The organism is Streptomyces sp. NPDC051243, assembly GCF_044455405.1.
Lineage (GTDB): Bacteria > Actinomycetota > Actinomycetes > Streptomycetales > Streptomycetaceae > Streptomyces.
On record NZ_JBITES010000001.1, the window covers coordinates 645,602 to 658,899 of the forward strand.

The following is a 13,298-nucleotide window of genomic DNA, read 5'->3' on the forward strand; positions in this document are numbered from 1 at the left end:
GGTTCAGGAAAGTGCGGGTTCGCAAAGTCGGATGGGTGCGGCTCACGTCACGAAGAAGATCCCGGCGTCCGTGCCCGCCGGGGTGTACTCCGCGAGCCGTGCCCTGAGGCCGTCCTCGCGCTGCGGCCGGTACAGGTCGTGGAAGGCGCCCATCTCGCCGCCGTCGTCCGAGCCGCGCCGGATCTCCTGTGCGCACCGGTCGGCGAGCAGCCCGTACCAGGGCGTCCCGTAGCGCTCGGAGGTGAACAACGGCCGTACACGACCGGCCTGTTCGGGCCCGGCCAGGTCGGGCTGGCAGTGGTACCGGCGCGGGGTGCGCGAGCCGGGCGGCACATACGAGTACCGCAGGCAGCCGATACCGCGCCGGGCCACGTGGAGCCGGCCGGTGAGGATCGAGTTCTCGGCGATCTTCACGGCGTGGGTGAAGATCTCGCCGATCACCGTGGTGCGGTGCAGGTGCAGCACGGCGTGGGCGTGCCGGCAGTCCGGCGCGGACAGGGCCTCGCGGCCCGGGCCGGTGGCGTCGAGGATGCTGTCGCGGAGGTGGATGTCGAGGGGTTCCTCGCTCACCTCGTCGCCGATGACCTCGATGGTGCCGAGGATGCTGTGCTCGATCTGGAGGCACGCGGTGGTGCGTTCCAGGACGATGCTGGGCTCCTCCGGCGAGTGCGGATCGCACTCGGGCTCCAGCGACCAGCCGGGCACCAGCGTGCAGTGCCGTACGACGACCGCGCCCATGGGGCCGGTGACGTTGATGCCGCGTCCGGCGACCAGCAGGCCGTCGAGGACGATGCGCGGGCGCTCGTGCGGGGCGCAGTCCTCGGACACCGCACGGATGTTGAGGGCGTCGGGGCGGTTGCTGTACCAGTCGAGGAGCCGTATCACCGGGCGGGTGCCCTCGGCGGCCCGGACCTCCAGCCGGTCGCCGGGATCGAGGTCGAAGTCCAGCTGCTCCTGGTAGGCGCCGCTGTGCGTGATCTCGATGATGCCGTCGGGACCGGTCCGCTCGGCGCGGCGGTCGTGCTGCCAGGCCCGGTAGGCGTCCATGATCTGGCGGTACGGCTGCCCGGGCCCGACGCGGTAGACCTCGGCGTCGGGACGGGGCTCGCGGTCGAGGCGGTCGTATTCGCCGCCGCCCATGTCGGCGGCGGACGCGTAGTGGTAGTCCACCCACACGCCCTGCCGGGGCGCCGACCGCGACCCGAACGCGATCCTCCCGAGCTCCGGGTCGACAGCCACCTGTCCGCGCCCCGGGCGGTAGCGCCAGTCGGACAGGTCGGCGACCACGATGTCCGACGGCGGCACCGGCTGGTCCTCGCCGTCGCGCCGGATGACGAGGCTCTTGCCCGGGCCGTAGTAGTCGGCGAGCCGGTCGTGGAGCTGGCGGCGGGTGATGAACGCCGGGACGTTGTCGATGGTCGCGATGTGCGTGGGCGACGGCTCCGGGAACGGCTTGGTGACCAGCGGGGTGTCGTTGCCCAGGATCGAGAAGGTGTAGAGGTTGCGGGCGCGGTCGATGCAGTACGCCGGGGATTGGGTGAGCGGGTGCGCCTTCAGCCGCCAGACGAACAGGGCGACCCCGGCCGGAGTCGAACCGCCCTGCCGGTAGCGGGAGTCGGCGCGGCGGACGTCGACCGTGCGGGCCGTCGCGCCGAAGGGGCCGCCCGCGAGGTCGAGGGCGGAGTTGTCGCGCAGGTCGACGAGACGGCCGCGCTCGCCGCGGTGGACGCCCGTGTCGCCGTACAGCTTCACCGGCTGGGTGTGGGAGACCTGCCGGGACAGCTCGACGGCGCGGGCGGGCCAGCCGGCGACGCGCTCGGAGAGTTCCTCCAGGAGGTGGAGGGTGCCCTTGCGGCGGCGGCCCGCGACCGTCGCGGCCACGTCGGCACGCGGGGCGACGGCCTCGGCGAGGGCGGCGCGGCCTCCCTCGTGCAGGCCGGTCGTGAGGACCCGCTCGTAGCCGGGCAGGGTGCGGTAGCCGACCAGGTCGCCGAGGTACGGCAGCACCCAGGGCGCGGCCGTCTCCACGAACAGGTCCTCGTATCCCTGCTGGACGCCGTCGCGGACCCGGTCGAGCTGCTCCGCGATCACCGCCAGCAGCGCGCGCAGCGGCTCGCCCTCCTCGGCGTCACGCAGCAGGTGCCAGCGCGGCAGCAGGGCGGCGAGCCCGTCGGGTTCCCTGGACGTGGTCGCCGGGGTGGTGGTCTCCAACTGGACGTCCGGGGACATCACTTGACCTCCGTCAGAATCAGGGTGTCCGCGGCCTTCGGCGACAGCATCGCGAGCTGGGCCGGGCGGATACCGCGGAAGACGAACACCGAACGGCCCTTCGCCAGGCGCCGGGTGTCGGTGATGTCGGGGTTGAGGCGCAGCAGTTCGGCGAGCGGGACGCCGTACTTGGCGCAGATCTCCGACAGTGTCTCGCCGTTCGCGGCACGGACGGTGTGGATCTTCTCGTCGTACGCCGCCGGGTATGCCGGAACCGACGCCTTGGGCGGGCCGGGGTCGGTGAGGATCGCGGTGAGTTCCTCGGGCGTGGCGGAGGCGGGGACGCCGGTGAAGACGTCCACGTCGATGTAGTCGACGCCGGGCACGGTGTGGGCCGTGGCGAGGACGTCGGAGAGGCGGGCCGGGCGGCCCAACTCGCGGCCCTCGTAGCCGAGTCGGCGCAGCAGTGCCTGGCGCAGGCGCGGCTCGACGACCTCCCAGGCGTGGTCGGGGGCGACCTTCACCTTGGCGGCGACGAGCAGCAGCACCAGCTCGCGCACGTCCACCCGGACCGGGAGGTTCATGTCCCCGTACTCGGTGAGTGCGCCACGCAGCGCGCGCAGGGTGTCCGAGTCGCCGTCGATCGGCACGTCGTCGGTGCCCGCGACCGTCACGTGCAGCACGCGGCGCCGACCGTCGAAGAGTTCGCGCGCGGCGGCCCGGCCGATGCCGGCCCGGGAGCGGGCGAAGTCCTCGTAGTCGGACTCGGACACGAGGCGGTCCAGCGCCGACACGGCGAGCGGGATCGTACGGCGGGTCAGGCCGGGGCCGTCCGCGTCCGCGCCGCCCTTCGCCGGGCGCGGGTTGGTCACCTGGGTGACGCCGAGCGGGCGGGTGAGCGGCTGGGTGACGCGGTCGGCGGCGACGTTGGCGGCCTTGCCGGTGCCGAAGCGGTAGCGGGCGCGGATGTTCTCGTGGCCGCTCGGCAGCCGGGCGCCGTTGACGCCGTCGCCGAAGGTCACCGTCGTACGGCCGTCGGAGGCGGAGCCGGTGATGTAGACCCGCTCGCCCGGGCCGCGTCCGGCGAGACTGTCGACCTCGTGCCAGAGGACGCCGTCGACCCTGATCTCCAGCACCGGGGTGACGCCGAGCGGGTTGTCGTCGGCGAGCCAGGTCAGCGGGGACTGCCACAGCGCGAACGTCTGGTTCACGCGGTCCGAGTCACCGCTGCCGATGGCCTCCTCGCGGCTCTCGCCGTGGGTGGCCTCGACCACGTTGCCGAGGATCTTCACCGTCTCGCGGCGGTAGCGGTGGGCGAGGTCGGCGGTCAGGGTCAGGCGGGTGTGGACGGGGTCGCCGGGCAGGTGCGGATCGCGGGCCGGGTCCGCGGCGGCGATGGTGACGACCTCCGTCGCCCGCACACCCGCGGTCCCCGGGATGTCGCTTCGCTCGCCGCTCACGATGAGCATCCGTCCGGGCCGCAACCCGTCGTACAGCTCGGCCAGTTCGATCTCGTTGCCGTGGACGTCCTCGCCGAGCGGTTCGTCGGCCAGGCGCAGCGGTTCGCCCGCCGCGTGGACGATGGTGTCGCGGATGTGCGAGAGCAGGACGTCGAACTCGTCCAGCCACGGGTCGGCGAGGGTGAGTTCGGTGCCGCGACCGGTGATGCCGTAGTTGGTGTACGCCGCCGTACGCGCCGCCACGACCTGGGTGGTGACGGACGCGAGCTTTTCGTCGCCGGGCACGCCGCCCTGGGCGCCCTTGGCGGGGCGCTGGATCGCGACCCAGCTGCCGACCGTGATGCCCGTGTGCACCGAGTCGAGCTGGAGCACCCGGCGGTTGAGCGGCTCGGGCTTGCTGGCGATCACGACCTCGACGTTCGGTTCGGTCGTGCCCACGGTGTACTTGAGGCTGACCTCGTACTCGCCGTGCGTGAACTGCTCGCTCGTGTTCGGCCGCAGCGCGATCTGCTCGGACGTGCCGTTGTGGACGCCGACGTGGATCAGGCCCTCGTCGTCGGGCCGGGACACGAAGAGCGTGCGCTCGGGCAGGCCGGAGTGGAAGCGGGCCGTGACGCCGGGCTCCTGGGAGTCGGTGGGGCGGCGGTTGAGCCAGCTCAGGTCGCGGTCCTGGCCGGAGCGGACGGAGAGCTCGACCTGACCCGTACCGAGCGGGAAGGTCACCGGCTGGACGACCGGCAGGTTCTCGGCGCGCTGGTCGGAGCTGCTGCCCTCGACGTACTGGAACTCGGCCCGGACCGGCGTCCTGCCCGACGTGTCGTACACGACCCGCATGCTCGCCAGTACGGCACCCGTGAGCGGCCAGTCGGCGGTGCGGATGACGCGCCCGCGGTCGTCCTGGACGGGCTTGAGCGGGGCCGTGGCACCGAAGGGCGCGGCGGTGACCCGCATGGCGAGCAGGTCGCGCAGGAGCTGCGGGGCACCGGGAGCGGCGGCCGCCGTGCGCCAGGCCGGGTAGAGGCTGCCGAGAGCGGGGTTGAGGGCGGAGAGCAGACGCGCGGTGTCGCTGCCCGGGCGCCGGGTGCCGGCGCCGCTGTGCGGGGCGGGGGTCGCCGCACGCAGGGCGGGCAGGACGGCCCCCAGGGTCTGGAGGGCGGCCGCGCGGGGGTCGACGCTCTCGGTGCCCTTGGCCGACCGCAGGGCGGGCTCGTCCTCGGCGTCCTGGGCGGGCGCCAACTCCAGTGCGCGCTCGGCGAGTTCGGCGAGCACCGCCTCCAGTCGCTCGAACCACGCCGCCACATCCGGGTACGGCTCGGCCAGTACCTGCGCCTCGCCGAGCCGCGCCACGGGCTCCGCCAGCCGGGCCGCGAGCCGCTCGGGCGTCCGGATGCCGTCCAGGTCGCCCCGCAACGGCTCCAGGACCTGGTCCTCGAAGTCCTCGATCAGCCGGCTGACCGGCCGCGGGTTGGGCACCTCGGGCGTGGGCGGCTCGTCGCCCGGCTCGCCCGGGGCCGCCGGGGCGGCGGTCCAGCGCCGCACCTCGTCGACGAGCTCCTTCAGCGTCGGCGGGGCCGACTTCGGCAGGGAGATCGCCGTGATCCCGTCCTCCCGGTCGACACGCGCCTTCGCCACGGGCAGCAGAGTGCGCGCGCCGCCCGCCTTCTCACCGAAGACGAAGAGCAACTGGTCGCCGGTCTGAAGGGAGTTCGCCGTGCCTTCGACGAAGATCTCCGAGCGGCGCTCCAGGTCCTCGGGGGTGACGAGGGAGGGACGCCGCCGGCGTACCTTCAGCTCGTTCCAGTCCCAGCGGGCCGTCAGGTCACGGCTGGTCTCGAAGGTGAGCGACTGCTCGTCGGCCGAGGCGGGCACGCTGTGGCTGCGCGCTCCGCGCGGGATGAGAACCGGCAGCGCCTCGGCGCGCGGGTCGCGTTCCAGGGTGTACGCCAGGTGCGTGGCGGCGGCGACGCCGGGGCGCGGGCGGTGGCCGACGAGGCGGCCGAGCAGGACCAGGGAGCGGTGCTCGTTGGCCGTGCGGATGTAGGCCTCGTCGGCGATGCGCTCGGAGTGGAAGGTGAGCAGGTCGCCGAGGACGGCGGTGGCATCCAGCAGGCCGATCGCCGGGTCGTCCGGGGTGCGCACGGTCAAGCCGTTGAGAGCCGGGTACGCCGGCGAGGCGAGCCGGTCCAGCAGGGCGGCCCGGAAGGAGCCGTACTCGCCGACGCGGTAGTCGAGGGCGGTGCGGCCGGGCGGATTGTGCACGGGGGCGGGGGCGAGCCGCTCGTCGTGGCCGCCGCGGCAGGCGCCGCCGCAGGCGCACTCGTCGATGATCGAGTCTGTCGTCATCGGGCACCTCCCAGCGAAATCGCCAGTCGGCCGTTCTCCGGCCGGTCCGGGTCGTTGTCACAGGTGGCGATCTCCAGCGGGCCGAGCCGCAGCACGCCGTCCTCCCTCTCTCCTCGGTCCGGCTCGAACAGCCTCCGCAGCCGGGTGACCTGGACGCTCTCCACGCCGGGCACGGCGGCCGCGACGGCGACCAGACGGCTCAGCCGCACCGGTTCGCCGAAGGTCAGCGCGTCCGGGTGGAAGAAGCCCCGCACACCGTCGCGGAGCACCCCGCCGCCGAGCACGCGGTACAGCTCGGCCAGGATCTGCCCGTGCTGGTGGCCCGGCTTGGCGCACACGGTCAGCTCGATGTCCAGCGGGACGAGCCGCGCGGCGCCGACGACGAGGTCGTGGCCGATGCGCCGGTACGGCTCCAGTGCCTGGGAGACCGACGTCAGCAGCTCGGCCGACGGGGCGCCGGTCCCGTGGGCGTCGATCGCGATGTGCGCCTCCTGGACGCTGCCGGTCCAGCGCAGCTCCGCCGCCGCCCGCTGGACGCCGGGCAGCGCGCCGGCGAGGGCCGCGTAGTCCTCGGCGGTGACCGCGCGCAGCCGGGTGCGGCGCAGGTCGAGCGGCGCCAACTGGCGCACCTGCTCGACGGGTTCGGGCTCGATGCCGCCGGTCGCGGGCAGCGGATTGCGGACCACGGCGGCGGGCGGCGGGTCGCAGTCGGACTGGACGACGAGGTGGTTGATGGCCTCCGCGCCGACGTTGCCGGCGGTGCCGCCGCCCAGCCGGTAGTGCAGGGCGAGCCGGGACCCGGGCGTCGGCTTCGCCCCGTGCCGCCCGTCGCCGAAGCGCAGGGCGAGCCGGCCGTCGTCCTCCAGTTCGCCGACGAAGTGCCGGTCGCGGGGGCCGCTGCCGAGCAGGTCGCGGCGCGGTTCCCAGGTCTCGTCGTCGCCCGTGTGGAGGCGTACGGCGGGCAGCGCGCGGCGCGGGTCCTGGTCGAGGGCGGCGGTCGCGGAACCGCGCAGCACCGGCTCCTCGGGGTGCAGCCCGGCCGCGTACGCCGGGCCCCAGCTGTGGGCGATCTCCCAGGCGATGTGCCCGTCCAGGACCGTCCCGGCACGGGCGCGCGAGGTCAGGACCTCGATCCGGCGCACCTTGGCGTCGAGCAACTGGTCGCTGCGGTGCAGGAGTTCACGCAGGGCGCGGACGGGGTGGCGGCGCAGCTCGATCCGCTCCAGGATCCTCAGGCCGTAGATCACCGCGAGTTCGGCGATCTCGGCGTCGGAGAGTCCGTCCCGGTCGCGGGCGCTGCGCCACAGCTCGACGAGCCGCTGCCGTACGCGCCCAGGGATCGCCGCGATCCGCTCGGCCTGTCCGGCTGCGACGGTGCCGGGGTCGGGGAACGGCACCGCCTGTGTCACGGGCGCGCGGCCGAGGACGGGACGGAAGCGGGGCTGGATGCCCGGGTAGACGGACTGGGCGAGCAGCGTGCGCAGCGCGGCGGCCTGGGCGTACGCCGTGCCGGGCACGACACGCTCGTGACGCTGGCCGGCGCGCTCCAGGCCGATTCCGGCCCGGTTGGTCGCTCCCTCGCCAACCACCTGGAACAGCTCATGGACATCGTTGGCGGTCAGGGCGTCACCCGATTCCGTCTTGTCCGTGAGGGAGTTGACGAGCCGGGCGGGGGCGTTGCCCTCGTCGCGGTCGTGGCAGCCGAAGGCGGGTGGGTCGCAGGGGGCGACCTCGGCGGGTACCTGCGGGACGGTGAAGGTCTCGGGCAGCCCGTGCAGGGTACGGCCGTGGTCGACGAGGACGACGTTGCCGCGGGCGAGGGTCACGTCCTCGACGGGCAGGCAGTCGCGGCCGCCGCGCGTGGTGAGGCAGAGCGGAAAGCGCAGGGCGTCCCCGGCGGCCCAGGTGACCTCCAGGACCGGCTGGTCCTCGATACGGTCCACGGCGGGATTGACGGAGGTCAGCCGCACGGCCTGGCGATGGCTCGGGTCGGCGTCGCCGGGAGTTCCGGTGCGCGGGCCCCTGACTTCCTCCAGGATCAGCAAGTCGCCCGGCCGCAGGTCGAGTCGGCGCTCCCGGCAGGTCTCCGGGTCGACCCACTCGTCGCGCAGGGTGGCGCAGGTGGCGCCCTTCGGCAGGGTGCAGACCTCGCCGCCCCACGTCCACAGCCGGATCGCGTTGTGCGCGACGCGCAGCTCCAGCGGGTCGGCGGTGACGACCGGTTCGAAGACCTCCACCGAGCCGCGCTCGTCGAGGTCGCCGAGGTCGGCCTCGTCGACGACCGTGCCGGGTTCGGGCCGGTCGTGCGGGTCGAGGGTGCGGACGTCGACGGAGGCGAAGCGGAAGGTGCCCGGCGCGAGCGTGTGGTCTCCCGCGGTCTCGACGGCGACGTACGCGCGCGCCGCGCAGCCGTCGTGCATCGCGTAGTCGATGAGCCGGACGTGCCGCCGTACCGAAACGCGACGCCGAGCGGTGTCGAGGTAGGCCTCGGTGGCGACAGCGTCCTGCTGGTAGCTGATCTGGTCGCCGGTGTGGGCGAGCAGCTCGACGAGGGTCATGCCCAGGTCGGCGGGGTTGCGCTCGACCCAGTCGGGGGTGGTGAGCGCGAGCCGGTCGAGGAGCAGCTTGCGGATGGTGTCGTAGTCGCGGGCCGTGTAGTCGATGACGGGCGCGGACGGGAAGTCCTGGGCGGACTGCTCGTCTTCCTTGCAGTCGAAGGGAGTCGGGCAGTCGGGCCGGAAGGCGAAGGTCGCGCTGTGGTAGCGCTGGTCGAAGCCGCGGAAGGGCTCGGTGCCCGGGCGGCCGTACGGGTCGGTCTCGACGAGGGAGAGCCGGTAGCGGGAGGTGTCGCCGGCCTTGTCGAGGGTGACGTAGAGCCGGTCGTCGAGCTCGGGGTCCTCCTCGCGCTCCACGCTGACGTCCAGGGCCGTGATGCCGGTGATGCGGCGGCCGCCGTCGATGCGGACGTTCTCCGGGACGAGGCCGTGCGGGGCCTTGCCGAGGAAGGCGACGGTGAGCAGCAGGCCGTCGTCGCTGACCTCGACGGAGTCGACTCCGTTGAGCTGGGCGGCGCGGACCTTGGCCCGGCGGGAGATGGTGGTCGTACCGGTCATGCCGTGGCCCTCCCTTCGAAGACGTCGTCGCGCCGGGCGCCGTCGGCACGTATGACGTACGACAGGTACACGCGAACGACGTTGTCCTCGCTGACCACGTCGAGGGCCTCCACATCGATGAGGTCGCCGAGCCAGCGCTGGAGCGAGGCCTGGACGGAGAGTTCGAGGGTGCTGATGAGTTCCGGGCTGGCCGGGGCGAAGACCAGGTCGAGGAGCCCGCAGCCGAAGTCGGGGCGCATGACGCGCTCGCCGGGGCTGGTGAACAGCAGCTGCTCGATGAGGTCATGGACGTGTTCGCCGTGGGTGGCGTGCGCGGTGCGGCCCCGGCGGTCGGCGCGGAAGGGGAAGGCGATGTCGCTGCGGGGCCGTTGGCTGGTGCGGCGGCTCATCGGACGGTGACCTTTCGCTGCGCGGCCTGGACGACGGGCGGCCCCTGCGGCACGAACGCCGCGGTGAAGCACTCGGCCGCCGAGGTGTCGAGCAGCACGGGCGCGCCGTCGACCGTGATGCCGGTGCCGTCGGCGGTCCAGCGGACCGTCACGCACGGCGTGGGCACGCCGTCGACGGTGTGCGGGCAGCCGGTGACGACGTAACTGTGGGCGGCCGTGGCGACGGCCGCGCCGCCGGCTCGTACACCGCCGGAGGGTGTGCCGGCGGCGGTGACGCGGCCGCCGTGCGGGCAGCCGATCACGGCGTCGGCGTCGAGCAGACTCCCGGGCATGTTCTTGGGTCCCCCGTCTTCCTTATCGCTTCGAGAGCACGGTCAACTGGCCCTCGTTGATGGTCACTTCACGGCCGCGCAGAATGACCTCGGCCCCCGCGCCGGTCGCGATGACCACCGCCTCCTTGGTGATGCGGATGTACGCGCCGCCCTGCGCCTGGAGGAGGATCCCCTGCTCGGCGCCGGGCGTGTCGTTCATGACGATCTTGTGCGCCTCGGGCGTCTGCACGACCACGGGCTTGCTCGGCGCATTGGCCTGCAGCTCACGCCGCGCGTCGGGCGGCAGTTCGTCGGCGGCGCCGTACCAGCACCCGGTCCACACGGGGAAGCTGGGATCCCCCTGCTCGAACTCCACCCACACGCCCGCCCCCGGCGGCGGGACCACGAACTGCCCGGACTCGGGCCCGGTGAACGGCAGGCAGGGCAGCGCCCAGGTGGACGGCTCGTCGCCGAGCACGTCCGGGACCTCGACGGTGATACGGCCGATGCGCAGCGGGTCGTCGTTGCTGACGACCCGGCCGCGGAACTTGCCGAGGTAGCGATTGCTGGGTGCCGCCATGTGGAGGTGCTCCTGGTCGATGGGACTGGTCGTGGGCGTGTGCGGTGCGGGTTACGGCCGGACGTAGTCGCCGCGGGCTTCGAGTCCCTCCCTGGAGAGGGTGAAGTTCTGCTGGTACGAGCCCGGACGCAGGTTGTGCGTGACGGACTTGACGAAGTAGTCGCCGTCGTACGCCCGTCCCGAGCCGCGAACGCCGACGAGCTGGCGCGGCTGGAGGATGTAGCCGTGCCGGATGACGTCGAGCGAGCCGGACCCGGAGACGACGTCGGCCGACACCGCCGCGCGGGCGAGGAGTTCGGCCTCGGCCTGCTCGCGTTGCTGCTTGGCCGTGCCGGCGAGCGTCCTGCGCTTGAGGGCCGGGGTGGGCCGCTTGCCGAGGGGCGGGCGCAGGGGGCTGATGGACGGCTGCGGGAGCAGCGCGGACTGCCGGGTCTCCGGGTTCTGCCAGCGGGCCTGCGGCTCTTCGCGCGCGGTGCCGTCGTAGGCGAAGGTCAGCTGGTCGACGGTCGAGTTGGCGTCCATGTTGACGTTGAGGGCGTGCTGGCGGATGCCGAGGCGGACCTCCGGTCCCCAACGGGCGGAGGACTGTCCCGGGTTGGGGCCGGGCTCCAAGTAGAAGGTGTATCCGTTCGCCCGGGCGAGCTCGGTGACGTACTGCAGGTCGGTCTGCGTCTGGTAGTGCACGCGCAGGTCCTGGTGCGGGGGCTGGGCGACCTTCTCGGTGTAGACGTCGGGCCGGATGCCGTAGTCGGAGTACCGGCGCAGGATGGCGAGCACCCGCTCGGAGGGCGGGAGGTTCGGGTACCGGGCGGTGCGCTCCTCGAGGTCCATGAGGAGGGTGAGGTCCTCGCCGGTGACGGTGAGGGTGGAGTGACCGGGCTGGTTGCTGGCGCCGACCTCGTGCCGGACGATCAGCCCGTCGAAGAGCACCTCGGAGGTGCCCCGGACGGTCACGGTCACGATGAGCCGGGTCTTGGGGTCGAAGAACCCCTCGGGCAGCAGCCGCCTGCTGATGATCCCGTTCTTGGTCAGGTCGAAGGCGAGCTGGAAGCCGCTGCGCTCCCCCGCGGTCGCGGTGATCTGGGCGGACAGCAGGGCCTCGGTCACCTCGGCCGGGACGGGCCGGGCGAGCTTGGGCCCCATGTGGAGCGCGATGTGGACGGGGCCCTGCCCCACGGGCAGATCAAACACGCCGGTCTCCCCTGCCGCCGGGGAACCCGCCGGCGAGCGGGATGTCGATGACGCGCCCGGCCTCGTCGGTCAACTCGCGTGGGTCGAGGACGGGGTTGGCGTCGGCGATCTGCCACCACTGGGAGGGGTCGCCGAAGTAGCGCTGGGCGAGGAGGTCGGGGCGCTCGCCGGCGCCGACGGTGTGGGGCTGGGTGTCGTCGGCGTCCGGGGTCTGGTCGAGCGGGGGCAGCAAGCGGCGCTTGGTGTAGCGGACTTCGGTGCCGTCGGGGCGGCGGTGGATGCCGATCTCGGCGTCGTGGTAGCGGCTGGTGCGGGGGTAGGGGTGGGCGCCCGGTATGGCGTCGAGGGCGTTCTCGTAGGGCTCGATGTCGGCCATGGTGTGCTGGTCAGCCCCTTCCGATCACGGCGCTGGTTGCGGTTCCGCCTATGCCTCCGCCGAGCCCGAGCGAGCCGAGGCTGCCGCCGCGCGCGGCCGCGGCGAGCCGCTCCTTCTGCGCGAGGTGCGCCATGTAGAGGTCCGCGCCGCGGTGGCCGGCGGGCAGGTCGCTGACGGTGAGGATCTTCATGCCGATGCTGAGGGAGGCCCGGATCGGATTCAGATTCACGTCGAAGGCGGACTCGTTGACGGAGAGTTCGGTGAGCCGCACGGGCATGACCCGCTTGCTTCCCCACGTGAACAGCGTCAGCGGCATCTCGATCGGGCTGATCTCGATGGCGCCCTTCTGCGACAGCTTGCTCGCCGCGCGCAGCTGGGCGACCGTCGGCTGCACCAGCATCTCGAGCGTCGCGAGCTGCGGGTGGATGCCATCGGGCGCGGCGACCTCGAACTGGTCGGTCGCGTCGATCTCGGCGGTGAACTTCCAGGTCTCCTGGGCCGGTCCCTTGAGCCGAAGGGCCTCGTTGCGGTCCCCGCTGCCGGTGCCCCCACCTCCGGCGTCGCCGCCGTCGCCGGCGGACTGGGGGGCGACGCTGCGCTCCAGGGTGTCCGGGTTGAACTGCAGGACGATGATGCGCTGGGGGGTGCCGGTGTCGGGGTTGACTACGACTATTCCGGAGCGGATGGGTTTGGGGATGTCGGCGTAGCGGGTCACGAAACGATGCTCCTTCCTTCCCTCTTGGCTGGTATCAGGTCACATTCGGCCGGTCCAGCCCTTCCAACAGATATTCCGCGCTGCGGCGAACATCGTCGTTCGGGTCGTTTTCCTTGAGGGAATGCGCAATGGAGCGCACGATCGGCCAGCCCGCCAGATATCCCATGCCCACGAGGAGCGCTTGGCGCACCTCTGCATCCTGGTCACGTGCAATGTCCTGGAGGGCTGCGACAACTTGCGGGTCTTCATCAACGGGAGCGGAGGCCGCAGTCAGGTAGACAGCGTGAATCTTCTCATCGGAGGTATGTGACTGTCGAAGAAATTCCAGGGCTTCCTCGATGGTCCAGCAAGCGAGCGAGGACCGAATGATCTGCGCGACCTCCGCAACTTGCGCACCCTGGACGACGACGTAGCGAAGTTCGAGATAGGGATCCTCAAGGAATGTGATGACCGTGCCACCGTCCCTGGTCGCCCAGACCTGACGTTGCGGCGATTCGCTCTCACGGGTGACCGACTGGATGCGCCACTTCTTGTCGTAGGCGACATAGCCCACCTGATCCCTGCTCACGTCGCGCTTCAACACAATGCGTGTGGTCGACATGCAATTCCTTC

10 protein-coding genes are annotated in these 13,298 nt (G+C 72.5%); all 10 read right to left on the bottom strand.

The features are described from left to right. Positions 1-42 precede the first annotated feature (42 nt). The 10 genes from ACIBAG_RS02875 to ACIBAG_RS02920 are packed head-to-tail and all read right to left on the bottom strand — an operon-like array spanning position 43 to position 13,287. A complete protein-coding gene (locus tag ACIBAG_RS02875; protein ID WP_399100214.1) occupies positions 43-2,229 on the bottom strand; it encodes a hypothetical protein in 2,187 nt (728 codons plus the stop codon). Then, positions 2,229-6,011, bottom strand: a complete 3,783-nt coding sequence (locus tag ACIBAG_RS02880) for a putative baseplate assembly protein (RefSeq protein ID WP_399100216.1) — start codon at positions 6,009-6,011, stop codon at positions 2,229-2,231. The genes ACIBAG_RS02875 and ACIBAG_RS02880 overlap by 1 nt, the downstream gene beginning before the upstream one ends. Further along, positions 6,008-9,124, bottom strand: coding sequence for a putative baseplate assembly protein (locus ACIBAG_RS02885; protein ID WP_399100218.1), 3,117 nt, complete (start codon positions 9,122-9,124; stop codon positions 6,008-6,010). The genes ACIBAG_RS02880 and ACIBAG_RS02885 overlap by 4 nt, the downstream gene beginning before the upstream one ends. Beyond that, the gene (locus ACIBAG_RS02890; RefSeq protein ID WP_399100220.1) at positions 9,121-9,513 is read right to left on the bottom strand and encodes a GPW/gp25 family protein; all 393 of its coding nucleotides are present in this window, start codon (positions 9,511-9,513) and stop codon (positions 9,121-9,123) included. Before ACIBAG_RS02890 ends, ACIBAG_RS02885 begins: the two co-directional genes overlap by 4 nt. Further along, a complete protein-coding gene (locus ACIBAG_RS02895; RefSeq protein WP_399100222.1) occupies positions 9,510-9,845 on the bottom strand; it encodes a hypothetical protein in 336 nt (111 codons plus the stop codon). The genes ACIBAG_RS02890 and ACIBAG_RS02895 overlap by 4 nt, the downstream gene beginning before the upstream one ends. A gap of 22 nt (positions 9,846-9,867) precedes the next feature. Next, a complete protein-coding gene (locus ACIBAG_RS02900; RefSeq protein ID WP_399100225.1) occupies positions 9,868-10,404 on the bottom strand; it encodes a phage baseplate assembly protein V in 537 nt (178 codons plus the stop codon). A gap of 51 nt (positions 10,405-10,455) precedes the next feature. After that, positions 10,456-11,595 (bottom strand): hypothetical protein, encoded by a 1,140-nt coding sequence (locus tag ACIBAG_RS02905; protein WP_399100227.1) that lies wholly within the window; start codon positions 11,593-11,595, stop codon positions 10,456-10,458. Continuing rightward, complete coding sequence (locus tag ACIBAG_RS02910; protein WP_399100229.1) at positions 11,588-11,971, bottom strand: hypothetical protein; 384 nt, start codon at positions 11,969-11,971, stop codon at positions 11,588-11,590. Before ACIBAG_RS02910 ends, ACIBAG_RS02905 begins: the two co-directional genes overlap by 8 nt. A 10-nt stretch (positions 11,972-11,981) precedes the next feature. Then, entirely contained in the window at positions 11,982-12,686 is a 705-nt protein-coding gene (locus tag ACIBAG_RS02915; protein WP_399100231.1) for a hypothetical protein, read from the bottom strand. A 34-nt stretch (positions 12,687-12,720) separates the two neighbouring features. Next, positions 12,721-13,287 (bottom strand): hypothetical protein, encoded by a 567-nt coding sequence (locus ACIBAG_RS02920; RefSeq protein ID WP_399100234.1) that lies wholly within the window; start codon positions 13,285-13,287, stop codon positions 12,721-12,723. Between the last annotated feature and the right edge of the window lie 11 nt (positions 13,288-13,298).

Excerpts from the sequence above, each read along its gene's own strand:
- ACIBAG_RS02920 (WP_399100234.1), bottom strand. The coding sequence starts at position 13,287 with ATGTCGACCACACGCATTGTGTTGAAGCGCGACGTGAGCAGGGATCAG.
- ACIBAG_RS02895 (WP_399100222.1), bottom strand. The coding sequence starts at position 9,845 with ATGCCCGGGAGTCTGCTCGACGCCGACGCCGTGATCGGCTGCCCGCAC.
- ACIBAG_RS02910 (WP_399100229.1), bottom strand. The coding sequence starts at position 11,971 with ATGGCCGACATCGAGCCCTACGAGAACGCCCTCGACGCCATACCGGGC.
- ACIBAG_RS02890 (WP_399100220.1), bottom strand. The coding sequence starts at position 9,513 with ATGAGCCGCCGCACCAGCCAACGGCCCCGCAGCGACATCGCCTTCCCC.
- ACIBAG_RS02900 (WP_399100225.1), bottom strand. The coding sequence starts at position 10,404 with ATGGCGGCACCCAGCAATCGCTACCTCGGCAAGTTCCGCGGCCGGGTC.
- ACIBAG_RS02885 (WP_399100218.1), bottom strand. The coding sequence starts at position 9,124 with ATGACCGGTACGACCACCATCTCCCGCCGGGCCAAGGTCCGCGCCGCC.
- ACIBAG_RS02875 (WP_399100214.1), bottom strand. The coding sequence starts at position 2,229 with ATGTCCCCGGACGTCCAGTTGGAGACCACCACCCCGGCGACCACGTCC.
- ACIBAG_RS02880 (WP_399100216.1), bottom strand. The coding sequence starts at position 6,011 with ATGACGACAGACTCGATCATCGACGAGTGCGCCTGCGGCGGCGCCTGC.